The organism is Streptomyces himastatinicus ATCC 53653, from assembly GCF_000158915.1.
Classification (GTDB): Bacteria; Actinomycetota; Actinomycetes; order Streptomycetales; family Streptomycetaceae; genus Streptomyces; species Streptomyces himastatinicus.
This window is the reverse complement of the sequence record NZ_GG657754.1, coordinates 6,700,795-6,725,779: the sequence shown is the minus strand read 5'-3', so window position 1 is coordinate 6,725,779 and position 24,985 is coordinate 6,700,795. Positions and strand designations below refer to the sequence as shown.

Below are 24,985 nucleotides of genomic sequence, written 5' to 3'. Positions count from 1 at the left end.
GGAACCGCTGGAAGGCGAGGAAGAAGAGCACGATGGGCAGCAGCGCGAAGACCGACATCGCGAACATCGGGCCGAACGCCGACTGGCTGGAGGCGTCCACGAAGGAGCGCAGGGCCAGGGTGAGGGTGAACTTCTCCGGCTCGAAGAGGTAGATGAGCTGGGTGAAGAAGTCGTTCCAGGTCCAGATGAAGGTGAAGATCGCGGTGGTGATCAGCGCGGGCCTGGTCAGCGGCAGGATGACGCTGAAGAAGGAGCGGAAGGGCCCGCAGCCGTCGATCCGGGCCGCCTCCTCCAGCTCGCGCGGCAGGTTGCGCATGAACTGGACGATGAGGAAGACGAAGAAGGCGTCGGTGGCCAGGAACTTCGGCAGGATCATCGGCCAGTAGGTGTTCACCATGCCGAGCTGGTTGAAGATGATGTACTGCGGGATGAGGATCGCGTGGTGCGGCAGCATGATCGTCGCGATCATGAAGGCGAACAGCGGCCCGCGCATCCGGAACCGCAGCCGGGCGAAGGCGTACGCGGCGAGCGAGCAGCTGATGACGTTGCCGAGGACGGCGCCGCACGCGATGAGCAGCGAGTTCCACAGCAGCCGTCCGACGCTGACCTCGTTCACGCCCTCCATCGCGGTGGAGTAGTTGCTCCACTCCAGATGGCTGGGGAGCAGTTTGAGGCTGGCGATGACCTCGTCGGCCGGTTTGAACGAGGTGGCCAGCAGCCAGGCCAGCGGATAGAGCATCACCAGCAGGACGGCGATCAGGCAGACGTGCAGCACGATCCGGCCCGTGGAACGCCCCTGGGCCACAGGCGCGTCGGTGGTGATCGGGGCGGTGGTCATCGGGCCCCCTCGTTGTTGTCGTTGGCGTAGAAGACCCAGGCCCGGGAGGTCCGGAAGAGCACCGCGGTGACGACGCCGATGGCCAGCAGCAGCGCCCACGCCATGGCGGAGGCGTAGCCCATGTGGGAGGCGGTGAAGGCGCGGTCGTAGAGGTAGAGGGTGTAGACGAGGGTGGAGTCGGCGGGCCCGCCCTTGCCCGCGCTGACCGCGAAGGCGGGGGTGAAGACCTGGAACGCCTGGATCATCTGGAGCACCAGGTTGAAGAAGAGCACCGGGGACAGCATCGGGATGGTGATCGAGCGGAACTGCCGCCACCAGGACGCCCCGTCGACCGCCGCCGCCTCGTACAGCTCGGCGGGGATCTGCTGGAGCCCGGCGAGGAAGATCACCATGGGGGCGCCGAACTGCCAGATGGTCAGCAGCGCGACCGACAGGATCGCCCAGCCCGGCTTGTTGATCCAGCCGCCGATGTCGATGCCGACGCCGGAGAGGAGGTTGTCGACGGTGCCGCCGTCGTTGAAGATCGCCCGCCAGACGAGGGCGATGGACATCGACGCACCGAGCAGCGAGGGGGCGTAGAACGCGGAGCGGTAGAAGCCCTTGCCGCGCTTGACGGACTTCAGCGCGATCGCCACGGCGAGGGCCAGCACCAGCTGGAACGGCACCGCGATCACGACGTACGTCAGCGTCGTGATGACCGAGCGCCAGTAGCGGGGGTCCTCCGTGAACATCTGCGTGTAGTTGCGGAAGCCCACCCACTGCGGGGCGTCGAACATGTCGTAGTCGGTGAACGACAGATACAGCGAGACGGCCATCGGCAGCAGCGTCAGCACGGTCGCGCCGATCACCCATGGCGACAGGAACACCCAGGCGGCGCCCTGCCTCTCGCGCTTCGGTGCCCGCTTGGCGCGCGCGGCGGGGGACGCGGCGTCCTGGGGGCGGGTCGCGGTCGCGGTCATTGCTTCAGCTCCGCCTTCGCCTCGGTGATGTAGTTCTCCGCCGCTTCACGCGGCGACAGGCGCTCGTACGACACCTGGTCGTAGTCGCGCGTGAAGGTGGACTGGAGCGAGGCGTCGCCCTTGGGCGGTGCGGCGGGCGGATCCTTGAGCTTGCCCTCGAACTGCTTCTGGTACGCGGAGACGACCTGGTCGAAGCCCTCCAGCTTGGGCAGCACCTTGTCCCGGATCGAGTCGTTGGCCGGGATGCCGCGGGTGGCGCCGAGGATGGCCCCGGCCGCCGGGTCGTTGAGCAGGAAGTCGATGAACTGGGCGGCCTGCTTGGGGTGCTGGGACTTGGCGGACGCCCCGAAGAACATCGACGGCTTGTAGTACAGGGCGGGCTTGCCGTCGTCACCGGCGGGCAGCGGGGCCAGCTTCAGCCCCTTGCCGACGATCGGGTCGTAACCGCTGGAGGGCGCGTCCCAGTTGAAGTCGGAGACGGCCTTGAGGCGGCCGAGCGGGGTGTTCTCCACCGTGCCGTCCATCTGGGTGGTCTGCTCCGCGGGGGCCACCACGCCCTCCTTGCGGAGCTTGGTGGTGAACTCCCAGAACCGGGTCAGATCGTCGGCCGTGAAGCCCAGCCCGCCGCCCTCGGTGTAGAGGGCCTTGCCCCGGCCGCGCAGCCAGATCTCGAAGACGTCCTCGCTCTGGCCCGGGTCGGTGGAGCCGACCCGGCCGCCGATGTCCTTCTTCGACGCCTTCAGCTTGCGCATCGCGTCGGTCCAGTCGGCCCACGTCCAGTCGATCGTCGGCTCGGGGACGCCCGCCTTGCGCCACAGCGCCGCGTCGTACGGTATGGCCTCGGCGCCGCGGGCGACCGGCAGCGCGTACTGCTTGTCGTCCACGACCCCGGTGGCCAGCAGCCCCTTGTCGATGTCCTTGGTGCGCAGCTCGCGGTGCTTGCCGAGGTCGAGCAGGATGCCGGAGGTGGCGTACTGGTTGATCTGCCGGTAGTCCAGCTGCATCACATCGGGTGCGTCGCCGCCCGCGGCCTGGGTGGCGAGCTTCGCCTTGTACGTGTCGAAGCCCGCGAACGACGTGCTGATGTCGATGTTCGGGTGGCGCTTCTCGAACAGCTTGACGGCCTGGTCCGTACGGGCCGCCCGGTCGGGGTTGCCCCACCAGGTGAACCGCAGGGTGACCTTGCCGCCCGAACCGCCGCCCTCACCGCCGCCGCAGCCCGTGAGGGTCCCGCCGAGTGTGAGGACGAGAGCCAGGGCGCAGGACGCCTTTGTCCTTTTCTTGCGCATCGCCGGACCGACCTCCCTCCTGTGATGTGCCGATGTACCTGTCCGTGTGGGGGGATGCCGGTGCTTATTCGCCGTAGTACGGGAGCGTCGCGCCGGGCAGTTCGTACTCGTCCCGGCGGCCGCACATGCCGTAACCGCCGCGGCGGCTGGGCCCGGTCGCGGTGACCTTCGCCTGTGCGAGATGGGCCGGGTCGCCCGCGGCGAGCGCGGTCAGCTGCTCACCGGTGCGCTCGGCCGCGGCGAGGGCGCCGTCCCGCCAGCGCGGCTCCCAGTCCTTGACCTTGGGGGCGACGATCCGCACCGCCGCCTCGTGGAAGGCGCGCAGGGGTGCGTCGTCGCCCTTCTCGGCGGCGGCTCGCAGAGTCAGATAGCCCTCGACCGCGAGATCGCGGCGGCGCCGGGCGGCCGCGTCCGCCTCCGGGCCCTCCTTGGCGGGCAGCGCGGCGGCCGCCGCGTACCGCTCGGGGTCGGCCAGCACCTCGGGCGGGAACGTGAACACCGCGTCCCCGGCCTCGGGCAGCCCGCTGTTCTGCATCAGCACGGTCACCTTGAGGCCGCCGCCCTGCACCATGCGGTGCACCGTGCCGGGGGTGAACCACACCACCGCGCCCGGCTCCAGCGGCGTCTCGGTGAAGCCGTCGGCCACGGTCAGGGTCTGGACGGCGCCGCGCCCGGCGGTGACCACGTACGCCTCGGTGCAGGCGAGGTGGAGGTGGGGGCTGCCGCCGCATACGCCGTCGGCCGCCTCCCAGTCGTACGCGCTGATGTGGGACATCCCCACGCCGCCCGGCAGCGGGGCGGGCATCGCTGTCATCTCGCTCACCACCCGTGGTTCTTGAGGTAGCTCTCGGCGCGCGTCCGGTCCCACGCGCCGTCGGCGACCACCACGCGGTAGCGGTAGCCGAAGGACTCCCCCGGCGGCAGCTCGAACTCCTCGAAGAACGCCCACGAGGGAGCGACCGAGGGGATCGGCTCGGAGCGCACGAACCAGTGGGAGGCGTGGATCGCGTCCTTGTTCTCAGGGGCGTGCGCGAACAGCAGCGTCGAGTGCGCGTCGATGGCGTCGTGCTCGGCGGTGAAGGCGACCCAGGGGGCGTCGGCGGCCGGGGTGCCCATCAGATCCGAGGCGCCCTTCTCGCCGTCGCCGCCGCGCCCGTCCGGGCCGATGACGTCGCCGCCGGTGAAGTCGCGGGGGCCGCGCCAGTTGAGCCCGGTGTATCCGGCCATCTCGCGGCCCGCGGTGGTCGGGGAGCCGAAGTGCAGCGCCTCGCCACGGATGTTGGTGAGGTCGATGGACCAGTCCAGGGCCCAGGTTCCCTCGTCCGCCTCGACGGAGTGCAGCTCGATGGTGCGCAGCTCGCGCGCCCACTCCTGGCCACCGTTCTCCACCCAGGTGAGCTTCTCGGTGAAGCGCAGCCGGTCGTCGGTGACCGTGAACTCCTCGAAGCCGTCGTGCCGCATCGAGCCGACCCGCTCCTCGACCCGCTGGTAGCCCTGGTCGGGGCCGAGGTAGGAGTTGCCGCCCCAGAAGTTCTGGCCGGACAGATGGCTGGACGTCATCTGGAGGCCCTTGTGCCAGCGGTGGTCGTTGGGCCGGTAGCCGGAGACCGGGCTTCCGGCGAGGGTGCGCAGCGGGTGGGCGTACGGCTTACGGGCCTCGAAGGCGTCCGGGTCGGGTGCGTAGACGTAGGCCATCAGCTCGACGCCGCCGGAGGCTACCGAGATCCGCTCGCCGTGGGTGTGGGTGACGGTGATCTGCTGGGTCATGACGGCCTCAGCTCTCCTTCTTCGCGACGTTCGTGGCCTGCGGTGCCTTTGGAGCCCACTCGGGGTGGTTTCCGTGCATGGCGTCGTAGTACGGATCGCCGGGCGCGATCTCCCCCGCGTGCACGGGTTGCCCGGTGAAGGCCGCCTTGTAGAGCGCGGCGATGAATTCGAGGGTGCGGCGGGCGTCCGGGCCGCTGCCCGGGGGCCGTACGCCGTCCCGCATGGCGTCCAGCAGCCCGGTCAGCTGGGCCGCGTGCGAGCTGGGCAGATCGGCGGCGGGGGTGCGCCAGCGCTCCTGCCGGGCGGGCTCGTCGCGGACGTGCGGGGCGGGGGTGTAGACCCAGTCGTCGTTGCGGTGGCCGTAGAGGTGGGTCAGCTCGACGGTGGCGTCCGCGCAGTCGATGCGGATGCGGCTGACCTCGTCGGGCGAGAGCACGCTGTTGACGACGGTGGCCATGGCGCCGTTCGCGAAGCGGACCAGCGCGGTGGACACGTCCTCGCTCTCCACGTCGTGCACCAGCCGCCCGGCCATGCCGCGGATCTCGGTCCAGTCGCCGAGGAGGTGCAGCAGCAGATCCATCTGGTGGATGCCGTGGCCCATGGAGGGGCCGCCGCCCTCGCTGCCCCAGCGGCCGCGCCACGGCACGGCGTAGTACGCGGTGTCCCGGTGCCAGGTGGTCTGGCAGTGGGCCACCAGCGGGCGGCCCAGCGCGCCGGTGGTCAGCAGGTCCTGGGCGTGGACGGCGCCCGAGCCGTAGCGGTGCTGGAAGACCACGGACGCGTACGGCCCGCCCGCCTCCGTCTCCGCCGCGGCGATCTCGTCGTACTCGGCGAGCGTCAGGCACAGCGGCTTCTCGCACAGCACCCAGGCACCCGCTGTGAGCGCGGCCACCGTCTGCTCGCGGTGGAGGGACGGCGGGGTGCCGATGAGGACCAGGTCGGGGCGCTCGGCCTTCAGCATCGCGGCCACATCGGGATAGCCGGCGACGGTGAATCCGGCGGTCTCGGCGGCCGTCGCGCGGAAGGTGTCGAGGCGGTCCTCGTCCACGTCGACGGCGGCGACCAGCTCGACCCGGTCGGCGTGATCGCGGAGGGCGGGCAGATGGCTGCCCGTGACGATGGCTCCGGTGCCGATGACTGCGGCGCGGATACGGGCGGTGGCTGCTGAGGCCATGGAGTGAGGCTCCTCGCCAACGGGACGGAAAGCGCTTGCTGGGGGACGACCCTAGGCACGGTGAGGATGTCAGGACAAGACCCCGGTGAGCAGATTCCCGCGCCCGTTCCCGGTTCGATACGCGATGGCCGCGACGGCGCTGACCAGTGAGACCATGGACCCGGCCCCACCAGCGCACGCGGTGTCCCACCGGGCGCCCCAGGTGACCATCCAACGGAGGAAACATGGCAGTGACCCTGGCCGATGTGGCCGCCCGGGCTCGGGTCTCGGCGGCGACGGTGTCGCGCGTCCTGAGCGGCAACTATCCGGTTGCCGAATCGACCCGGGCCCGGGTGCTGCGCGCCGTAGAGGACCTGGAGTACGTGGTCAACGGCCCGGCAAGCGCTCTCGCCGCCGCCACGTCCGATCTGGTCGGGGTGCTGGTCAACGACATCGCGGACCCCTTCTTCGGCATCATCGCGGGCGCCGTGCAGTCCGAGATGGGCGCGCCGGGCGGCCCGGGTGTCAACGGCGGCTCCGGCGGCGAGTCCGTGCGCGGTGGCGAGAAGCTGGCCGTCATCTGCAATACGGGCGGCTCGCCCGAGCGCGAGCTGAACTACCTCACCCTGCTCCAGCGGCAGCGCGCCGCCGCCGTCGTCCTCACCGGCGGCGCGGTCGAACACCCCGACCACGCCGCCGCGGTCGCCGCCAAGGCGTCCCGGCTCGCCGCCTCCGGCACCCGGGTGGTGCTGTGCGGACGGCCCCCGATCGAGGACGCGATCACCCTCACCTTCGACAACCGCGGCGGCGCCCGCCGCCTGACGGAGCATCTGCTGACCCTCGGCCACCGCCGCATCGGCTACGTCGCGGGCCCCGCCGAGCGCACCACCACCCGCCACCGGCTGGAGGGCCACCGCGAGGCCCTGGCCGCGGCCGGGCTGACCGAGGGCGCGGAACAGCCGACCGTCCACGGCCTCTACGACCGCGCCTCCGGCTACGACGCCACCCTCGAACTCCTGCGCCGCGACGCCGGTCTGACCGCCATCGTGGCCGCCAACGACACCATCGCCCTCGGCGTCTGCGCGGCCCTGCGCGACCAGGGTCTGCGCATCCCCGAGGACGTCTCGGTGGCGGGCTTCGACGACCTCCCCTTCAGCGCCGACGCCGTCCCCGCCCTGACCACGGTCCGGCTGCCGCTGCACGACGCCGGGGTACGCGCCGGACGCCTCCGCCCTCGGCCGCGAACCGCAGCCGCCGGGCGGCGTGGCCATGGTGCGCGCCGAGCTGATGGCCCGGGCCTCGACGGCCCCGCCGCGGCACTGAGGGCGGGGGCTGACGGAATGACGGAGGTATTACTGCGCGAGCCCGGCCCCGGCGACCTGGGCTGGATCGTGCACCGGCACGGTGTGGTGTACGCCCGGGAGTACGGCTGGAACAGTGAGTTCGAGGCCCTGGTCGCCCGTATCGCCGGGGACTTCGGCACCCGGCACGACCCGGCGTACGAGCGCGTATGGATCGCCGAGCGCGACGGACACCCAGTCGGGTCGGTGATGTGCGTACGGGACGAGGCATCCGGGGCCGCCCGGCTGCGGCTGCTGTTCGTCGAACCCGACGCCCGGGGCCTGCGGCTCGGCGAGCGGCTGGTGACGGCGTGCGTGGACTTCGCCCGCGCGGCGGGCTACCGCGAACTGGTGCTGTGGACCACCGACGTCCAGGCCACCGCCCGCCGGATCTACCAGCGGGCGGGGTTCGAGCTGACCGCCGAGGAGCCCCACCCGGGGTACGGCGCGGGGCCCGTGACGGCGCAGGACTGGCGGCTGGCGCTGCTCACGTAGCCGGTCAGCCGCCCGGGAAGATCACGTCGCTGCACGAGTAGAAGGTCTGGTCGAAGTGGCTGGCCTGCCAGATCATGAAGACCACATGGCGGCCGGTGCGCCCGGGGGCGTTGACGGGAATCGAGACCGTGACCCCGTTGAGGCTGGGCTCGGTCGAGGGCTCCCCCGCCCCCGGGGCGATCTTGCCGGTCTGGGCCACGAGTTCGAGGTTGCTCCAGCGCAGCGGCTGGGTCGTGGGGTCGTAGCCCTGTTTGGTGACGTAGATGCGGTAGTAGTCCGCGCCGTGCTTGGCCTGGTCGTGGTTCTTGAAGGTGAAGCTGGTGCCGACCGACGTGGCCTCCCACTTCCCGGGCACGTCCATCGCGTTGTAGCGGCCGGACGAGGTGTGCCCGGCGCTGCACAGCTGCCCGTCGGGCAGCGCGGCCTGGTGGTTGCCCGCGACCCCTTCGCGGTAGAGGCCGTTCCAGTTCCACATGGCGTTGGTGTCGGCCTGCCACGCCTGCCAGCACATGGGGTCCTTGGTCTTCATCTCCGGGTTCTGGAAGTCACCGCCCCACCGCTTCCAGCAGCCGTAGTTCCGCGACGCCGGACCGATGGCCGACCCGTGCGCGTCGGCGGTGCCCACCAGCGCCACGGTGGCCAGCAGCGTCGCGGCCGAGGCGACGGCGGAGGCGCGAAGCCCCCATTTTCGAGCATGCCCATGACAATTCATTGCGCCTCCAGATCCGCTGCGAGAGTGTGCGGGAGCGCTCCCATCGTAGGACGGGGATCATGAGGCGGCCAGACATCTGACGCCGTGTCCGCACCCTGCCGTCATGCTGCGGTCGCATCCCCGGTCGCCTGTGCGGCGGAGCCGAGTTCGGCCCGGGGAGCGATCCGCGGCGGGCCTCCCGACTGCGATGGTCATGCCGGAACGGGCCTGCCCACCACGGAACCGAGGACCGCGCATGCAGCCACTCCGTCACGCCGAAACCGCCGAAGCTCCGGAAGCCGCCGAAATCGCCGAAGCCGCCGAAGCACCCACCGCCGCCCGCCGCGGCCGACTCCGCACCACATGGCGGAGGGCCCATGAGCCCGTCGCCGGAGTGTCCCGGCGGACGCGACTCCTCGCCTGCGCCATCCCGTTGGCCGTTATGCCGTCCAGCCTGTGGAGGCTCCCGGCCGCGTTCGACCGCGGGATCGGCGTCGGCGAGCGCGCGTACGTCGTCTTCCTGTCGGTTCTCTCCGAGGCGCTCGCGTTCACGGCGTTCGGCCTGATCGCCCGCTGGGGCGAGGTGTTTCCGCACTGGCTCCCGTTACTGCGCGGCCGCCGCGTCCCGCCGAAGGCGGCGGTCATCCCGGCCGCGACCGGAGCCGCCCTCCTGACCGTCCTGTTCACGCTCCTGGCCCCCGTCGCCGAGTTCAGGGGCACGACGATCCGCGGCGACGACCTCCCCGGCGACTCCCCGAGCGAGGTCGGCGGCTGGGAAACCATGTCGTTCTACGTCTGCTACGCACCGCTGGCCCTGTGGGGGCCGTTACTGGCCGTGCTGACCGTCGCGTACGGGAAACGCCGCCGAGCGGATACCGAGGCCCTCAGCAGCTGAGCGAGCGGCCCGTGGGGGCCAGCCGCAGCATCCGGGGGGTGGCTTTCTGTTCTCGCTCGATACCCGGCAGCGTCTCGTCCCGCGCGAGGGGATGGGCCCGTACATCGGCGAGATGCCGCCGGTGGGCGCTCTCGTCGGGGTACGAGGTGACGACCACGGCGACGTTCTCCCCGGTGCGGATCGGCAGCCTGGGGAAGGTGTTGTGCGCCGTCTCGGTGGTCAGGGCCGCGAGCGGGGCGGGCCCCGTCTCCCGGAGCACGGGCAGAAGCCCGTCCCGGATCAGGGCGATGCCCTGGTGCCGCACGGGCGGGAAGGACCACACGGCGGCGGACACGAACCGGTTCGGCGCCGGAGCACCGGCCCGGGGCCGCTCGGACGGGGAGACGGCGAGGCCGCTCGCGTCCGACAGGGGACGCAGGAGCAGGACATCGTCGGAGTCGATCATGGTGTCGTTGGCCTGGGGCCCGTGCTCGGCCCAGACGGGGCCGCCGTAGAAGGCCGTCAGCGCGTGGCGTCGTACGGCCATGTCGCGGAACCCCCGTAGCCAGACGAAGCGATCCGGATCGTCGAGGTCCCGGAACTGGCCGAGCACGACCATCCCCACCTCTTCCTGAGTCTCGACGAACTCCCGGTCGAACAGCTCGATCAGCTCGTCGCGCCGACCGGGCTTCAGCGTGTACTGGCGCAGCTCGATCACGGTGAGGTGGTGGGGAGGCACGGCAGGCTCCTGTTCGGTTCTCTTTCGCTCTTCCGCTCTTGCGCGACGGTAGGAGAGCCGTGTGCCAGGGGCTGTCAGGGTTTCCGGGGAGAATGCGTCCATGTCTGCCGGTCGACTGCTGTCGCTGCTGCTGTTGCTGCAATCGCGGGGTCGTATGTCCGCGCGGGAGGTCGCGGACGAGCTGGGCGTGTCCGTACGCACCGCCTACCGTGACCTGGCGCGTCGTCTCCAGGCCACCGGGGTGCCGGTCTACGCGGAGCCGGGTCGCGGAGGCGGCTATCAGCTGGTCGACGGCTATCGCACCCGCCTGACCGGGATGAGCGAGGGCGAGGCGCGGGCGCTGTTCTTCGCCGGGCTGCCCGGCCCCGCCGCCGACCTGGGGCTCGCGGCGGAGGTGACCGCGGCACGGCTGAAGCTGCTGGCCGCGCTGCCGACGGGACTGCGCGAGGAGGCGGCTCGGACCGCGGCGGTGTTCCACCTGGATGCTCCCGGCTGGTACCGGGAACCCGAACGGACGCCGTATCTCCCCCTGTTCGTCGACGCGGTGCTCACCCAGCACGCGGTGGACGTGCGCTACCGCCGCTGGCGCGCGCCGCAAGAGGTGCGCCGCCGCCTTCGGCCCTACGGCCTGGTACTCAAGTCCGGTATTTGGTACGTCGTGGCCGCCACGGAGAACCGGATCGCGACCTACCGGGTCACCCAGGTCCTCGACGCGGTCCTGAGTGGTGAACGGTTCGACCGACCAAAGGACTTCGACCTGGGCGCCTACTGGGCCTCGTACCTCGACGACTTCCGGACCCGCCGCTACACCGGCACGGCCACCATCCGCCTGTCCCCACGAGGACGCCGGCGCCTGCCCGACAACCTGCCCCCGGAAGTGGTGCGGGCCGTCGACTCCACCGCGACCGCCGTCGGCGACGACGGATGGGTCGAGGCGGTCATCCCGACCGAGAGCACCGAGCACGCCTGCGGCGAGCTGCTGCGGCTCGGTATCGACGTCGAGGTCGTCGCACCGGTCGAACTGCGCCGGTTCATGGCCGACACGGTGGACGAACTCGCCCGAGCCTACGGATCCGCCCACGTGGAGCGGACGAACGGCCCGTCAGTCCCCCTCAACCCTTGACCGTGCGGTGACCCTGCTGGCGCCGGGCGGCCGGCCGGTGACGCGTTTGAAGGCTCGGCTGAAGGCGGCCTGGGAGGTGTAGCCGAGGCGTTGCGCCACGGACTCGATCGGCAACGTGTCCTGGGCCAGCCACTGACCGGCGAGGACCATCCGCAGCTCCGTGGCGTAACGGAGGGGCGGCATGCCGATCGTCGTTTGGAAGCGGTCCGCGAAGACGGACCGGGAGACATTGCATTCCGCCGCCAGCTCCGCCACCGTCCAGTGATGCCCGGGCTGCCGGTGCAGGGCCAGGATGGCGGACGCCAGGCGGGGGTCGCGCAACGCGGCCACGAGGCCGGAGCTGTTGTCGCATCCGCATTCGATCCAGCCCCGCACGATCATCGCCGCCGCCACTTCAGCCAGCCGGGCGAGGATGCCCGCGAAGCCCACGCGTGCGGAGCAGACTTCGCGCCTCATGGAGGTGAGGATCGGCATGAGCCCGGGATAACGCGCCCCCTCGGCATCGACCAGCATGACATCGGGCATCAGCGGACTGAGGCCCTGCATTCCGCCGAGGTCGAACTCCATGGAGCCGTTGAAGAAAATCGCGCTGGGATTCGGGTCGGCGCTCGGGCAGGCATCCACGGCACCCACCGTGTCACTGAGGGGAACCGCATCGAAACTGTCGATGCCCTGGGCCCGTATGTCCGGGCCGGAGAGCAGCTGATGCGACTCGCCGTGGGGCATGAATACGGCGTCACCGGCCGAAAGCTCGTGGACCGTCCCGTCCTCGGTGCGCAGGACGGCGGAGCCGACGGCGAGGAAGTGAAAAGAGGCGCGTCCGGGCTTGGCGTCGAAATGGAGGCCGAACCGCGGGCCGGCGTGGACGCGACGATACCGAACGCCGCGCAGCCGCATGCTGGTCAGCAGTTCGCTGATGAGATCGGACGACAGCGCGAACTGCCCCTTGACTCCCCCGCCCGGAGTCCCGGTCAAATATTGCAGACTCTCTGTCATAGCTCATCCTGAATCTCGCGTGCAGCCTTGACTTGAACGTCTCACGCGATTCAGGAGCAGTAAACAGTTGAGCAGTGATGTGTGCGCCACCGTGCCCGATGCCGGCCCTGGCGAAGCGGCCGATGTGAAACGAGTACCACCCGCACCGGTCTCATCGTCCTGGGCGGCGGTGTTCTCCCTGGCGGTCGGAGTGTTCGGGTTGCTGACGGCGGAGTACCTGCCGACCAGCTTGTTGACTCCGATGGCCGCCGACCTGGGAGTATCGGAGGCTTTGGCGGGCCAGGCGGTGACCGTCACGGCGGTGGCGGCGATGCTTTCGGGATTGTTGACGGCGAGCCTGACCCGGAGAATCGATCGAAGGATCGTGTTGCTCGGCTTCACCGTCCTGTTGATTGTTTCCAATCTACTGGTGGCCGTAGCCGCCAATATGGTGATGCTGCTGCTGATGCGCATACTGCTGGGCGTCGCACTCGGTGGCTTCTGGAGCATGGCAGCGGCGGTGGCAATGCGTCTGGTGCCCCCGGATGTGGTTCCGCGCGCCATATCGATCATCTTCAGTGGCATTGCGGTGGCGACCATCGTGGCGGTGCCGCTCGGCAGCTACCTCGGCGAGCTGTCCGGTTGGCGCAGCACCTTCCTGGCGGCGGCCGCACTCGGGGTGGTGACATTGGTGTTCCAGTTCTTCGCACTGCCCCGGATGGCACCCCAGGGCACGGCACGGCTGGGCACGCTGTGGGAGGTTCTGCGACGCCCGGGCTTCGGCGTGGGCATCGCAGGGATGCTGCTCGTTCACATTGGGCACTACGCGCTGTTCACCTATATCCGGCCCGCTCTGGAAAACGTGGTGAAAGTCGACGTCGATGAGTTGGCGCTGCTGTTGTTCGTCTTCGGAGTGGCGAACTTCGTGGGCACGCTGGCGGCCGGATGGCTTTTGGAGATCAGCCTGCGCCTGACGTTGACACTGACACCGGCGCTGATGGGCGTCGCGGCACTGGGCCTGGCGCTCCTCCCCGCCGGACAAGCGGGGTACGTCGTTCTGGTGGTCCTGTGGGGCCTGGCCTTTGGCGGCGTGTCGGTGGCGTGGTCGAACTGGGCGACCCGCATGGTGCCCGACCAGGCAGAAAGCGCGGGCGGGCTCGTGGTGGTAGGCGTGCAGTCCGCTATCGCCGGCGGGGCCGGTGCGGGCGGCGTGATGTTCGGTATGGGCGGCGTCACCACCGTATTCACCGTCTCCGGTGCCGTGTTGCTCGCCTCCGCGCTGCTGATCCTACGGCGGGTCAAAGCGCCCCCGACACCGCGCGGAAACTGATGCATCGATGCCCAAATACCCCTGATCCCGGACACGTTGTCGTGGCGCCGCGAGGCTGCTTTGATCTTGATGGCGAACCGTTTCAAGAGATTCCCCATGTATGACCCAAGGAGTAATTGATGAGCAAGATTGAGAAGACCGTCGAGATCCCCCACCTGGGTGGGTCTACCGTCGGGTACACCTTCGCCGGGCCGTACGACCCCGCGCTCCCGACCCTGGTCCTGATCAACTCGTACACCACCTCGGCCGATCTGTACCGGCCGCAGTTCGCCGACCCGGCGCTCGGGTCCGCGGCCAACCTGCTCGCCCTGGAGCCCTACGGGCACGGCCGCACGAGGTCCACGTACCCGCACTTCACCTTCTGGGACAGCGCGATCGCGAACCTCCAGGCCCTCGAGGCCCTCGGGATCCGCGAGGCCTTCGTGCTGGGGACCTCGCAGGGCGGCTGGGTGGCGGCCCGCATGGCGCTGCTCGCCCCGGACGTCGTGAAGGGCATCATGGCGCTCGGCACGTCGATGGACTTCGAGAGCCCCCGCAGCCGCGACCTGGGGTGCTGGGACGGCGTCGAGTTCAACACCCCGCTCGTCGACGCCCTCGCCGACCCGGTCGGCGAGGACTGGGTCGTGCCGGACGAGCTCGTGGACGCGGTGCTCGACACGGCCCTGGGCGGCGTCTCCGACGAGGAACGCGACTTCTGGCTCGCCACCTACCGCGCGAACTACTCCGGTGACGCCGGCCGCCACCGCCTGCGCCTCAGCACGGTGAACCTGCGCGACCGCGACGGCCTCCACGGCAGGCTCGACGAGATCCGCTGCCCCGTCCTGTGGCTGCACGGCACCGCGGACCAGGTGTACTCCGTCGCGAACGCCCAGGAGGAGATAGGGATGTTCACCCGCTCCCCCGAGGCGCGCCTGGAAATCATCGAGGGCGGCCAGCACTTCCTGAGCGCCTCGCACCCCGAGGAGGTCGACTCCGCGGCGATAGATTTCCTGAAGCGCTGGGCCTGAGCGACGCCCCCGGGGCGGTGCTCGGGCGACGCGGGTGTGGACCTGACGCCGACGCCTGAGCACCGCCGTGGGCATGGACCGGGGAACGGGCTCTTCACGCCTGACGTCGGGAGAGGAGCAGCCTGCGCCGCTCCCGGTCGACGTCGGTGACGGTGACCGTCACCTCGTCGCCGACCTCAACGGCCTCCTGCGGAGTTGCCACGGGCGTCGAGGTGAGTTCCTGGAGAGGAACCAGGCCCTCAACACCCCCGGCGACCTGGACGAAGGCACCGAAGGGGACCAGTTTGGTGACCTGTCCCTGAAGCCTCCGGCCCACCCCGACGGTGTCGGCGAATTCCTGGAACGGGTCCGACTGGGTCGCCTTCAAGGACAGCCTGGCCTCCCCGTTCCACGTGTCGAACTGAAGGAACACACAGGACACGCGCTGTCCGACCTGGACGACGTCCGAAACGGCCTCGAAGCGTCGCCAGGACAGTTCGGGTATCGAGATGAACCCGACGCCGGGGAAGATCGGATGGTCGGGGCTGTCGTCCAACGCCACGAACACCCCGAAGCGTTCGATCGCCGCGATCGTGCCGGAAAGGATCTCGCCGCGGTGACGTGAGGCCAGGAATGCCCACAGTTCCGGATCCTCCGTGGCCGCACCCATGCCGTGCACCATTTCATGTTGGTCGGCGTCAGAGCCGTGTCAGCCCTGTGTCAGAGCCATCGGTGATGGTGGCGGCAACAACCGCCACGAGAGGAATCCGATGAGTCAAGAGGCGCCCATCCCGCACGGCCTCCCCAAGGAGCGCGATGCGGGCCCCTTCGACCCGCCTCGCGACATCACTCGGCTGCGCGAGGCCCGCCCCGTCAGTCCCATGGCCTTCCCCGACGGGCATCAGGGCTGGATCGTCACCGGTTACGACGCGGTCCGCCAGCTCATGGCCGACACCCGGTTCAGCTCGCGCCAGGACATCGGCGTTCTGCATGTGCCGTACGAGATCCCCGGCCTGCCCGTCGTCACCGAACCGTCCCCCGTGGAGCCGGGGCTGTTCATCGCCATGGACCCGCCGGACCACACCCGACTGCGCACCAAGCTCACCGGCGCCTTCACCGTCAAGCGCATGAAAATGCTCGAAGAGCACATCGTCGACATCGCCGAACGCCAACTGGACCACATGGCGCGCCTGACCCCGCCGGTCGATCTGGTCAAGGAGTTCGCGCTGCCGCTGCCGTCCCTGGTGATCTGCGAACTGCTCGGTGTCCCCTACGGGGACCGGGAGCAATTCCAGGTCAACTCCGTCAGGTTCCTGAACAAGGAATTGCCGTTCGACGAGAAGATCGCCGCGTACACCGAAATGAACGCGTACCTCTCCGAACTGGTCACCCGCAAACGCGCCGCTCCCGGCGAAGACATCCTGTCCGACCTGGCCCGCCATGACGACCTCGCCATCGAGGAACTGACCGGTATCGCCTTCCTGCTGCTGCTCGCGGGCCACGAGACCACCGCCAATATGCTGGGACTGGGTACCTTCGCGCTCCTGGAGCACCCCGAGCAGCTTGCCGAACTGCGCGCCGACCCGGATCTGATGCCCGGCGCCGTAGAGGAACTCATGCGCTATCTGTCGGTCGTCGATATCGTCTATCGCTACGCTGCGGAGGACCTCGAACTCGGCGGCGAAACCATCGGCAAGGGATCGAGCGTCGTCGTCTCCATGCTGGCCGCCAACCGCGACCCCCGGCGCTTCGACAACCCCGACACCCTGGACATCCGCCGCAAGGCCCGCGGCCACCTGTCCTTCGGCCACGGCGTCCACCAATGCCTGGGCCAGCAACTGGCCCGCGTCGAGATGCGCGCCGGTTTCGAGGGGCTGCTGCGCCGCTTCCCGACTCTCCGGCTCGCCGTCCCCGCCGACGAGGTGAAGCTCAGGACCAATATGCAGATCTACGGCGTCCATGAGCTGCCCGTCACCTGGACGGAAACGGCCCGCTAAAACCGCGGGGCATGCACGTCCATTTCGCCGACCGTCTGGTCCCCGCTCGTCTCGCCCGTCGGCTGGAATCCGAGCCTGAGGTAGAAATTCTCAGGTCCGTCGGCGCCCGGATGCCAGGTGGTGGTCATGCGGGCGCCACCGCGGCGGCGGATTTCGGCGGCTACGGACCCGACCGCGAATCGACCGTAGCCGCGCCCCTGTTCACCGGCCGCGATGTTGAGGCGCCAGAGGCCGGATCGGATGTCGGTGCCGGTGCCGTCGCCCCTCCAGTCGATATCGAAGAAGGCCATGAGGAAGCCGACGGTCCGGCCATCGTCGAGGATGAGGCGGGGCCAGGCTGTGCCGGGGTGGACGTATGCCTCGGCCAGGGACTTCACGACCGGCGCGACCAGGTGTTCCTGGTCCGGACGGACTCGTAGCCCGACCGCGGCGTCGAGGTTGTCCGGGGTGATCTTCTCCAGCCGGAGAGCGCTCGTCATGCACGAACCCTAGGCCGGTCGACGCGCCCGCGTGGCATCAATTCCTGCGGCGACGCCGTTGCCCGTAGGGCCCGCGCCGGTCGTGTGCGCGCCATTCTTCCTCATGAATGTCGCGGTCTTCGCCCTCCGCCCTGCTGCCGGGAGTCGCGATGATTTCCCCGCGGGCGATCCTGGCCTCCATCGAGTCGACGCTGGGGTCGACGTGTTCATCACTGAAGCTACCGCTGTTGCGCTCGCGCGGTAGCCCCGGCGGGACCGGCTCGATGGCTAGCTGCTTGACCTTGTGGCGTTTCGGCTCAGGCATGGCGTTCGTACCGCTCACTGATGACCCCTCGGTCTCGCTGAAATCCCCTTACAGCACGTAGAGATCATTCCCCGAAATGCCTATCAGGAAACGGGAATTGGCCCCTCGGAAGCCCTCTTTCAGCTGGCCCGGCGGACGGCCTGCGGCAGGGACACGAGCGGCCCCCGTCCTGGAAACCGCTCGCGCCGAGGCGGCCGTACCGGAAGGATCGGTTCATGCGCACCGCGGGTGCGCACCCCACAAGAGCAAAGGTGTACGCCCTGAGCACGCAGCAGGTCATCGAGTGGACCGAGGACGGCCAGCCCCAGGCCGCCGCATGGCGGTCCGAGAGCGGCGCGCCACCGCCGCGGCGGGTTGTGGTCGCGGACGACCGGATGACGGCCGACGCCGCGTACCGCCTCGTCTGCGAGGGCACCGCGCTGCTGTGGCGCGGGGACTACCAGGGCGCCCGGCAGCTGCTCGCCGCGCTGGCGCGGCGGGTCGACCGGGGGCCGCGGCGGCCCCGGGGGCGGCGCGGACCGGCGGAGAGCGCGGCCGAGGCGTTCCACCGGCACCGGCAGGAGCAGGGGCGGCGGGCCCGGCTGCTGGGCATGCTGCTCGTACCGCTGGACGCCGACCTCGCCGTACCGCTGCGCCGGGCGCCCGACGTACGGGAGGCGTGTGCGCAGGTGTACGGCGCGGCGCAGGGCCCATCGGTGATCTCGCTGCGGGAATTACTCGGCCTGATCGGCGCGCACGAGTGGCGCGAGAAGGGCGTCGAGGTCCCGGCGCTCGGCGGCGACCGTATCCATCCGTACTACGGGGTCTTCTCGCCGGTGCGCGGCGAATACGTCGACCTGGTGGCCGAGGCCCCGCTGCCCGCCTCCCGCGCGGCCGCCTTCGACATCGGCACCGGGTCGGGCGTGCTCGCCGCCGTGCTCGCGCGGCGCGGCATCGAGCGCGTGGTGGCCACGGACCAGGACGAGCGGGCGCTGGCCTGCGCGCGGGAGAACGTGGCGCGGCTGGGGCTCGCCGAACGGGTGGAGGTGGTCCGCGCGGACCTCTTCCCGCCGGGCCGCGCCCCGCTGATCGTCTGCAACCCGCCCTGGGTCCCGGCGCGCCCCAGCTCGCCGGTCGAGTACGCGGTGTACGACCCCGGGAGCCGCATGCTGCACGGCTTCCTGAACGGGCTCACGGACGCCCTCACTCCCGACGGCGAGGGCTGGCTCATCCTCTCCGACCTCGCCGAGCACCTGGGGTTGCGGACCCGTGAGGAGTTGCTGGGCGCGTTCGAGTCCGCGGGGCTGCGGGTCGTCGACCGGCTGGACACCCGCCCCACCCATCACCGCGCCACCGACGCCGGCGACCCGCTGCACGCGGCCCGGGCGGCGGAGGTGACGTCACTGTGGCGGCTGGCAGCGGGGTGAGGACGGGTTTGGGGTCGCCGGTCCTGGGTTACCGGTTTTCGGCACGGCAGGATTGACCACGCCCCCTGCCGAGCCCCCACGAACCGATGGAGCCCGCCATGAAGCTCGCCTTCTCGACCCTCGGCGTCCCCGGTATGCCCATGTCCGACGTCGCCCGGCTCGCCGCCGGGAGCGGGTACCACGGTGTCGAGCTGCGCGCGCACCCAGAGGAGCCCGTGCACCCCGGGATCGGGGCGGACGAACGCGCGCGGGTGGTGGGGGAGTTCCGGGACGCCGGGGTGGACATCCTGACCGTCGCCGGGTACGTGCGGGTCGCGGCGGAGGGCCCGACGAGCCGGTGCTGAGCGGGCTGCGGGAACTCCTCGCGCTCGCCCATGACCTGGGCGCGGCCAACGTCCGCGTGTTCCCGGGCGGCGGCGACCGGGACCCGGCCGAGGCCGACGCGTCGGCCGCCGCCCGTCTGGGCGACGCCGCGCCGTACGCCACGGAGCTGGGCGTACGGCTGCTGCTGGAGACCCACGACTCGCACCGCACCGGCGCCGACGCGGCCCGCGTCATCGGGCCGGTCGGGCACGGCAGTGTCGGCGCGATCTGGGACGTGATGCACCCCTGGCTGGGCGGCGAGGACCCCGCCACCAGCTACGCGGCGCTCTCGCCGTACCTGGGCTACGTCCAGGTCAAGGACATCGCCTCCGCGGAGGACACCACTCCGCTGGCGCTGGGCGCGGGCGTGCTGCCGCTGACCGAGTGCGTGGAGCTGCTCAGCCGCGAGGGGTGGGACGGCTGGCTGTGCTGGGAGTACGAGAAGCGGTGGTACCCGCAGGCTCAGGAACTGCCGCCGCTGCTGGCCCCGGGCCGGGACCATCTGCTGCGGCTGCTCGCCGACGCGGCCTGAGCCGGAGGAGGCGCAAGGACGGGAGCGAGGTCAGCGCCACGCCGCCCACCAGCAGGGCCGCCGCCAGCCAGCGCAGCGGGCTGATCCCCTCCCCCAGCACCAGCGCCGCCGAGGACATGCCGAAGACCGGCACCAGGAGGGAGAAGGGGGCGACCGCGGAGGCGTCGTACGTGCGCAGCAGGAAGCTCCACAGGCCGAAGCCGAGCATGGTGGCTACCCAGGCGACGTAGACGATGGCGCCCACTCCGGCCCAGTCGAGCGTGGCCAGCGCGTGCAGGTCGGCGGCCGCGCCCTCGAACACCAGCGACAGGCCGAGCAGCGGCAGTACGGGCACCAGGCTCACCCACACCATGAAGCTCAGCGGGTTGGGCGCGGCGGCCTTGCGGGTGAGGACGTTCGAGACGCCCCAGAGGGCCGCGGCCGCGATGACGAGGACGAAGCCGATCAGCGGGCCCGAGGTGCCCTCGTCGACGGCGGCCACGGCGATACCGCCGAGCGCCACCGCCATACCGAACAGCCGTCGACGGCCGGGGCGTTCGGTGAGTACGGCGGCCGCGAACAGCGCGGTGAACACCGCCTGGATCTGGAGCACCAGCGACGAAAGACCGGCCGGCATCCCCTGGTGCATCCCGACGAACAGCAGCCCGAACTTCCCCACGCCCAGCGCGAGCCCGACCCCCAGGATCCACCGCCAGGGGACCCGCGGCGGGCCGACGAGGAAGATCGCGGGCACCGCCGCCACCAGGAAGCGGAGGGAGCAGAAGAGGAGGGGCGGCATCTGGTCGAGGCCCAGCTCGATCACCACGAAGTTGACGCCCCACAGGGCCGTGACGAGCACGGCGAGGCCGATGTGTGCAGGTCGCATAGGTCGAGGATCGGGGGCGGGACCTTTTAGCACCAGTCCGGATGACTTCATGGTTGGATGCAGAAAACATGAAAGGTGGGAGGTGGGGGCGATGCTCGATCTGTCCCGGCTGCGGGCGCTGCACGCGGTGGGCGTACACGGTTCGGTCAGCGCGGCGGCCATCGCGCTCGGCTACACCCCGTCCGCCGTATCGCAGCAGATCGCCAAGTTGGAGCGGGAGACGCGGACCACGCTGCTGGAGCGGCAGGGCCGCGGCGTCGTCCTCACCGACGCGGCCCAGCACCTGGCCGCCACCGCCCAGCAGCTCCTCGCGATCGTCGAACGGGCGGAAACCAGCCTGGAGGAGCGGCGGGGCCGGCCGACCGGACGGCTGGTGATCGGCGCGTTCCCGACCGCCGCACGGGGGTTGATGCCCGCCGTACTGGCCCGGCTCGCCGCCGAGCACCCCGCGCTGGACGCCCGGCTCGTCGAGGTCGACCCGCATCTGTCGGTGGACCTGGCGGCGCAGGGCGTCATCGACCTGGCGGTCGCCCACGACTGGGACATCGCCCCGCTGCCCGCCCCGGACGGGCTGCGGCGCGCCGCGATCGGGGACGACCTGTGCGATGTCCTCGTGCCGGTCGGGCATCCGCTGGCGGGGCGGGGGACGTTGCGGCGGGACGATCTGCCGGGCCAGCGGTGGATCTGCCAGCCGCCGGGAACGGTGTGCCACGACTGGCTCGTACGGACGCTGCGGGCATCGGGGCACGAACCGGACCTGGCCTACCAGGCGGCGGAGAACCACACCCAGATCGCCCTGGTGGCGGCGGGCCTGGGCATCGCCCTGATGCCGCGCATGGGCCGGGGCCCGCTCCCGGAGGAGGTGCGGGCGGTGCCCCTGGAGCCGGTACCGGTACGCCGCCTCTACGCCCTCTGGCGCGAAGGCGCCGCGCGCCGCCCCGCGATCACGGAGACGGTCGCGGTGCTGGGCGAGGAATGGACCCGGCGCGCGGCCGCCGCCTGAGCCTCGGGGATGCACGCCCGGGGCCGGTCAGTCACGCCCCATTCACGTCGAAGCTTCGGCACACATGCTGAAGGTCCAAACACTGAAGGCCCGGGGTCCCGGACCTTCAGGTGAACCTCTGCAGGGGAGGGCGCCGAGGGGCACAACCTCGGCGGGTCCCTCCTCCATCCGGCACTCGAAGCTGATTCATGGGGATTACGGCAGGTGACCCGGTGCAAGCGGAAAAGATCGTGGCGGCCTACTGGCCGACGGCGCCGTCGAACAACGCGTTGAAGGCCGCGGAGAGCGCTGGTCGGTACGGACGGCGAAGGGCTCAGCTGCGCTACAGCTTCGTCGAACGGGCCACGCCCGACGACCTCGCGCCGCCCATGACACGCATGCTGCGGGGTGGACGCGGGGGTCATGTGCGGCTGAAGCTCTACCTCAGCTACCTGTGGATGCAGCGCGAGGACGCCGCCCAAGGCCTCACGTTCACCGCCCGTGCCTGGGCAACCCTGTTGGACCTCCCGGACCCGTCCAAGGCCGGCGCCCGGCGAATCAACGACGCTCAGAACTGGCTGGCCGAGCACCGCTTCATCACCGTCGAAGCTCAGCCGGGGCGCCCCAACCAGGTAGTCGTACTGAACGAGACCGGAAGCGGCGATCCCTACATCGCGCCCGGAGCCGCAGCCAAGAAGGAAGCCGCCGCCAGCGAGCTGGGCGCGGTCACCCATCGATACGTGCAGATCCCCCAGGCCTTCTGGACCAACGGCCATCTCACTCTGCTGTCGGGGGCCGGTCTTGCGATGTTCCTCGTGCTCTTGTGCCAGCGCGGCCCCGCAAACGACGAGAGCGCGTTGTGGTTCAGCCCGAAGGAAGCGAAGAACAGATACGACCTGAGTGAGGACACACGCGGCAAAGGCCTGCGGGAACTCGCCGACGCCGGGCTCGTGACAACCAAGCGCCGCGCCATCAACCCCACCGACTTCGAAGGCTCCACATGCGCAACGTCCACTACCTCAAGCTCGACAGGCTGAACGACACCGCGTCCCTCAGCCCAAAACGACGCGTCGTGCGCGTTCCCAAGAAGCGCGATGCCACTGATTAGCCAAACTGCCCGGCGCGGTGCGGGCCGGGCGGCTCAAAGAGCCTGTTCTGCAGTGCACCTGACTCTGGCATCGCCGACTGTGAGCCGCGGCACTGCGTGCGTACCCGGGGCCGAGGCGTGGGCATGCATTCCCCATGTCGACGTACGTGCCCTCTCCTGACGAAGTCGCCGCCGCACAGACCGCGCAGGGCGGCTGGTCGAAGAAGCAACTCGGCCAGTGGGGCGTGCCGTGGCCGCCACCGCAGGGCTGGCGCAAGCACCTCGAGGCGAGGTGGCGAGGCGAAGACGTGCCGCCGTTGGAACACTCGGAGACACCTGACCAGGACACCTTGTTCTGAGTTGGTGCCCCGGCGAGGGCTGCGATCCTGTGGCTGCAAAGCCTCCCTACAGACCCGCCGCTGTACGTCACCGGCCGAGTGCGTCGCCATACATGCTGATTCGCGAAGTTCGGTCCCAGTGCGGAACCGGGTCGCTCCGGGGGGCGTCCAACCGCCGTGCTGTTGGGGAGTCTCCGCACGGCGGTATCGGCCTCGCTGCTGGCTGCGTCGCTGACCATCCTCCTCGCCGCCCGCGGCCATCAGCACCCCGCCGCCGGCGCGCACCCCTCCCAGAGCGTCGGCGGCACCGGCCCATATCATCGCGATCTTTACGGTGCCGAAAGACCGGCTGCCTGCCAGGCCACGCTTCGCTGCCTCTTGACGAACGAAGTCGTCTGCTCCTGAACGAAGTTGAACCGAATCACCGGTTCCCATTGACCGCGCCCCACCCGGCACACCAGCGTGTCATATGAACGCCAGTCGCCCCCCTCCAAAGCTCATGGAAGGAGTGCGGGTGCACAATCCGACCTCGCGCCGCACCTTGCTCGCCGCGGCGACCGCCGCCGTCGCCAGCGCATGCAGCCCGCGGACGTTCAGCTCGCCCGCGACGTCCGCCTCCGCGTCACCGTCCGCGTCCGCCTCGGCATCCGCCACGCCCTCGGCGTCCGCGGCGAGGCGCAGCCCCGCTCCCGCCCGGAGCAGTGACCGGGACCGCGCCTCGGCCCTGCTCGGCCGTATGACGCTGGACCAGAAGATCGGCCAGCTCTTCGTCCTGTCGGTGTACGGGCACTCCGCCACCGCGCCCGACCCCGGCGACGCCGCGGCCAACCGCAAGAAGTACGGCGTCGGCAGCGCCGCCGAGCTGGTGGCCAAGTACCACCTCGGCGGGATCATGTACACCGAATGGGCGCACAACATCCGCGATCCCCGGCAGATCGCCGCCCTCTCCAACGGCATCCAGAAGGCCGCCCTCGACGGCCCCGCGGGCGTGCCGCTGCTCCTCTCCACCGACCAGGAGCACGGCATGGTGGCCCGGATCGGGGCGCCCGCCACGCTGCTCCCGGGGGCGATGGCGCTCGGTGCGGGCGGCCACGTACCGGACGTACGGGCGGCCGCCCGGGTCGCCGGGGCGGAGCTGGCCGCGCTCGGCATCCGGCAGGACTACGCGCCCGACGCGGACGTCAACGTCGACCCCGCCAACCCGGTGATCGGCATCCGCTCCTTCGGCGCCAACCCCAAGGCGGTCGCCCGGCTGGTCGCGGCCCAGGTCGAGGGGTATCAGGCCGCCGGAGTCGCGGCCACCGCCAAGCACTTCCCCGGGCACGGCGACACCTCCGTGGACAGCCATGTCGGGCTGCCGACCATCACCCACTCCCGCAAGGAGTGGGAGCGGCTGGACGCGCCGCCGTTCCGGGCCGCGATCGCCGCCGGGATCGACTCCGTCATGACGGCGCACCTGCTGTTCCCCGCGCTCGACCCGGCCGACGACCCGGCCACGCTCTCCCGCCCCATCATCACCGGCGTCCTGCGCGAGGAGCTCGGCTACGACGGCGTCGTGATCACCGACTCGCTCGGCATGCAGGGCGTGCGCGAGAAGTACGGCGACGGCCGGGTGCCGGTGCTCGCGCTGAAGGCGGGCGTGGACCAGCTGCTGACCCCGCCCGATCTGCCCGCCGCCTGGAACAGCGTGCGCACGGCGGTACGGAAGGGCGAGATCAGCGAGGCCCGGCTCGACGCGTCGGTGCTGCGCATCCTGGAACTCAAGGCGCGCCGGGGGCTGCTGGACGAGCCGTACACCAGCGGCCGCGCGGTGGACCGTACGGTGGGCACCCGCGAGCACGCCGCCACCGCCGCGCGCATCGCGGACCGCACCACCACGCTGATCACCAACCGCGGCGGACTGCTGCCGCTGTCCCGCCGCCGCCACCGCAAGCTGCTCGTGGTCGGCGTGGACCCCGCCGCCCCGACCGGCACCGGCGGCCCGCCGACGGCCGTCCTCGCCCGCGCCCTCGACGCGCTCGGCTTCACGGCGAAGGCCCTGTCCACCGGCACCGGCAGCGCGCCCGATCCGTC

At 70.7% G+C, this 24,985-nt stretch carries 25 protein-coding genes and 2 pseudogenes; 14 read left to right on the top strand and 13 right to left on the bottom strand.

Annotated elements, in window-relative coordinates:
• From SSOG_RS28755 to SSOG_RS28730, 6 genes are all read right to left on the bottom strand, one after another.
• A partial coding sequence (locus SSOG_RS28755; protein ID WP_050799998.1) for a carbohydrate ABC transporter permease occupies window positions 1-838 on the bottom strand: 838 nt, incomplete at its 3' end.
• A complete protein-coding gene (locus SSOG_RS28750; RefSeq protein WP_009717772.1) occupies window positions 835-1,797 on the bottom strand; it encodes a carbohydrate ABC transporter permease in 963 nt (320 codons plus the stop codon). The genes SSOG_RS28755 and SSOG_RS28750, both read right to left, overlap by 4 nt.
• Window positions 1,794-3,086, bottom strand: coding sequence for an ABC transporter substrate-binding protein (locus SSOG_RS28745; RefSeq protein ID WP_009717771.1), 1,293 nt, complete (start codon window positions 3,084-3,086; stop codon window positions 1,794-1,796). Before SSOG_RS28745 ends, SSOG_RS28750 begins: the two co-directional genes overlap by 4 nt.
• A gap of 64 nt (window positions 3,087-3,150) precedes the next feature.
• Window positions 3,151-3,900, bottom strand: coding sequence for a cupin domain-containing protein (locus SSOG_RS28740; RefSeq protein WP_039941885.1), 750 nt, complete (start codon window positions 3,898-3,900; stop codon window positions 3,151-3,153).
• 5 nt (window positions 3,901-3,905) lie between these two features.
• Window positions 3,906-4,853: a DUF6807 domain-containing protein gene (locus SSOG_RS28735; protein WP_009717769.1), complete on the bottom strand. Its 948-nt coding sequence runs from the start codon at window positions 4,851-4,853 to the stop codon at window positions 3,906-3,908.
• Window positions 4,854-4,860: 7 nt separating this feature from the next.
• Window positions 4,861-6,027 carry a Gfo/Idh/MocA family protein gene (locus SSOG_RS28730; RefSeq protein WP_009717768.1) on the bottom strand — a complete coding sequence of 389 codons (1,167 nt, stop codon included), beginning with the start codon at window positions 6,025-6,027 and terminating at the stop codon, window positions 4,861-4,863.
• A 224-nt stretch (window positions 6,028-6,251) separates the two neighbouring features.
• Between SSOG_RS28730 and SSOG_RS28725 the strand changes: the two are divergent.
• Window positions 6,252-7,329 (top strand): annotated as a pseudogene (locus SSOG_RS28725) (LacI family DNA-binding transcriptional regulator).
• Window positions 7,330-7,346: 17 nt separating this feature from the next.
• Complete coding sequence (locus SSOG_RS28720) at window positions 7,347-7,841, top strand: GNAT family N-acetyltransferase (RefSeq protein ID WP_039938931.1); 495 nt, start codon at window positions 7,347-7,349, stop codon at window positions 7,839-7,841.
• Window positions 7,842-7,845: 4 nt separating this feature from the next.
• On the opposite strand, the gene SSOG_RS28715 is transcribed toward SSOG_RS28720, so the two are convergent.
• On the bottom strand, window positions 7,846-8,553 hold the full coding sequence (locus SSOG_RS28715) for a lytic polysaccharide monooxygenase auxiliary activity family 9 protein (RefSeq protein ID WP_039938930.1): 708 nt from the start codon (window positions 8,551-8,553) through the stop codon (window positions 7,846-7,848).
• A 235-nt stretch (window positions 8,554-8,788) separates the two neighbouring features.
• On the opposite strand from SSOG_RS28715, the gene SSOG_RS28710 reads away from it, so the two are divergent.
• Window positions 8,789-9,427: a hypothetical protein gene (locus SSOG_RS28710; protein WP_009717765.1), complete on the top strand. Its 639-nt coding sequence runs from the start codon at window positions 8,789-8,791 to the stop codon at window positions 9,425-9,427.
• Here SSOG_RS28710 and SSOG_RS28705 read toward each other — a convergent pair.
• Entirely contained in the window at window positions 9,417-10,223 is an 807-nt protein-coding gene (locus SSOG_RS28705; RefSeq protein WP_009717764.1) for an NIPSNAP family protein, read from the bottom strand. The two genes, SSOG_RS28710 and SSOG_RS28705, sit on opposite strands and share 11 nt — an antisense overlap.
• Before the next feature lie 22 nt (window positions 10,224-10,245).
• Between SSOG_RS28705 and SSOG_RS28700 the strand changes: the two genes are divergently transcribed.
• On the top strand, window positions 10,246-11,268 hold the full coding sequence (locus tag SSOG_RS28700; protein ID WP_009717763.1) for a helix-turn-helix transcriptional regulator: 1,023 nt from the start codon (window positions 10,246-10,248) through the stop codon (window positions 11,266-11,268).
• Here SSOG_RS28700 and SSOG_RS28695 read toward each other — a convergent pair.
• On the bottom strand, window positions 11,248-12,264 hold the full coding sequence (locus SSOG_RS28695; protein WP_009717762.1) for an AraC family transcriptional regulator: 1,017 nt from the start codon (window positions 12,262-12,264) through the stop codon (window positions 11,248-11,250). The genes SSOG_RS28700 and SSOG_RS28695 overlap by 21 nt on opposite strands.
• A 67-nt stretch (window positions 12,265-12,331) precedes the next feature.
• Between SSOG_RS28695 and SSOG_RS28690 the strand changes: the two genes are divergently transcribed.
• Window positions 12,332-13,573 (top strand): MFS transporter, encoded by a 1,242-nt coding sequence (locus tag SSOG_RS28690; protein WP_009717761.1) that lies wholly within the window; start codon window positions 12,332-12,334, stop codon window positions 13,571-13,573.
• Window positions 13,574-13,692: 119 nt separating this feature from the next.
• Window positions 13,693-14,580: an alpha/beta fold hydrolase gene (locus SSOG_RS28685; protein ID WP_009717760.1), complete on the top strand. Its 888-nt coding sequence runs from the start codon at window positions 13,693-13,695 to the stop codon at window positions 14,578-14,580.
• 94 nt (window positions 14,581-14,674) lie between these two features.
• Here the strand turns inward: SSOG_RS28685 and SSOG_RS28680 are convergent, their stop codons facing one another.
• The gene (locus SSOG_RS28680; protein ID WP_245606402.1) at window positions 14,675-15,229 is read right to left on the bottom strand and encodes a S1 RNA-binding domain-containing protein; all 555 of its coding nucleotides are present in this window, start codon (window positions 15,227-15,229) and stop codon (window positions 14,675-14,677) included.
• Window positions 15,230-15,329: 100 nt separating this feature from the next.
• Between SSOG_RS28680 and SSOG_RS28675 the strand changes: the two genes are divergently transcribed.
• Window positions 15,330-16,556 carry a cytochrome P450 gene (locus SSOG_RS28675; protein ID WP_009717758.1) on the top strand — a complete coding sequence of 409 codons (1,227 nt, stop codon included), beginning with the start codon at window positions 15,330-15,332 and terminating at the stop codon, window positions 16,554-16,556.
• Here SSOG_RS28675 and SSOG_RS28670 read toward each other — a convergent pair.
• Complete coding sequence (locus SSOG_RS28670; RefSeq protein ID WP_009717757.1) at window positions 16,553-17,035, bottom strand: GNAT family N-acetyltransferase; 483 nt, start codon at window positions 17,033-17,035, stop codon at window positions 16,553-16,555. The two genes, SSOG_RS28675 and SSOG_RS28670, sit on opposite strands and share 4 nt — an antisense overlap.
• 37 nt (window positions 17,036-17,072) lie before the next feature.
• Window positions 17,073-17,357, bottom strand: coding sequence for a hypothetical protein (locus tag SSOG_RS52610; protein ID WP_009717756.1), 285 nt, complete (start codon window positions 17,355-17,357; stop codon window positions 17,073-17,075).
• Window positions 17,358-17,554: 197 nt separating this feature from the next.
• Here SSOG_RS52610 and SSOG_RS28665 point away from each other — a divergent pair, with 197 nt between their 5' ends.
• The 3 genes and pseudogenes from SSOG_RS28665 to SSOG_RS56420 all read left to right on the top strand — a co-directional run.
• The gene (locus SSOG_RS28665; protein WP_078510431.1) at window positions 17,555-18,745 is read left to right on the top strand and encodes a methyltransferase; all 1,191 of its coding nucleotides are present in this window, start codon (window positions 17,555-17,557) and stop codon (window positions 18,743-18,745) included.
• A 98-nt stretch (window positions 18,746-18,843) separates the two neighbouring features.
• Window positions 18,844-19,089 (top strand): hypothetical protein, encoded by a 246-nt coding sequence (locus tag SSOG_RS56425; protein WP_245606401.1) that lies wholly within the window; start codon window positions 18,844-18,846, stop codon window positions 19,087-19,089.
• Window positions 19,083-19,508: pseudogene (locus SSOG_RS56420) on the top strand (sugar phosphate isomerase/epimerase family protein); the annotation flags it as partial. The gene SSOG_RS56425 and the pseudogene SSOG_RS56420, both read left to right, overlap by 7 nt.
• Here SSOG_RS56420 and SSOG_RS28655 read toward each other — a convergent pair.
• Entirely contained in the window at window positions 19,507-20,505 is a 999-nt protein-coding gene (locus tag SSOG_RS28655; RefSeq protein ID WP_009717753.1) for an EamA family transporter, read from the bottom strand. The pseudogene SSOG_RS56420 and the gene SSOG_RS28655 sit on opposite strands and share 2 nt — an antisense overlap.
• A 91-nt stretch (window positions 20,506-20,596) precedes the next feature.
• Here SSOG_RS28655 and SSOG_RS28650 point away from each other — a divergent pair, with 91 nt between their 5' ends.
• The 4 genes from SSOG_RS28650 to SSOG_RS28640 all read left to right on the top strand — a co-directional run.
• A complete protein-coding gene (locus SSOG_RS28650; protein WP_039938929.1) occupies window positions 20,597-21,508 on the top strand; it encodes a LysR family transcriptional regulator in 912 nt (303 codons plus the stop codon).
• A 212-nt stretch (window positions 21,509-21,720) separates the two neighbouring features.
• Window positions 21,721-22,524 carry a hypothetical protein gene (locus tag SSOG_RS28645; protein WP_154685992.1) on the top strand — a complete coding sequence of 268 codons (804 nt, stop codon included), beginning with the start codon at window positions 21,721-21,723 and terminating at the stop codon, window positions 22,522-22,524.
• 205 nt (window positions 22,525-22,729) lie between these two features.
• Window positions 22,730-22,933 carry a hypothetical protein gene (locus tag SSOG_RS52605; RefSeq protein ID WP_009717750.1) on the top strand — a complete coding sequence of 68 codons (204 nt, stop codon included), beginning with the start codon at window positions 22,730-22,732 and terminating at the stop codon, window positions 22,931-22,933.
• A gap of 493 nt (window positions 22,934-23,426) precedes the next feature.
• Window positions 23,427-24,985 (top strand): glycoside hydrolase family 3 protein (locus SSOG_RS28640; RefSeq protein WP_039938926.1); only part of this gene is annotated, 1,559 nt, incomplete at its 3' end.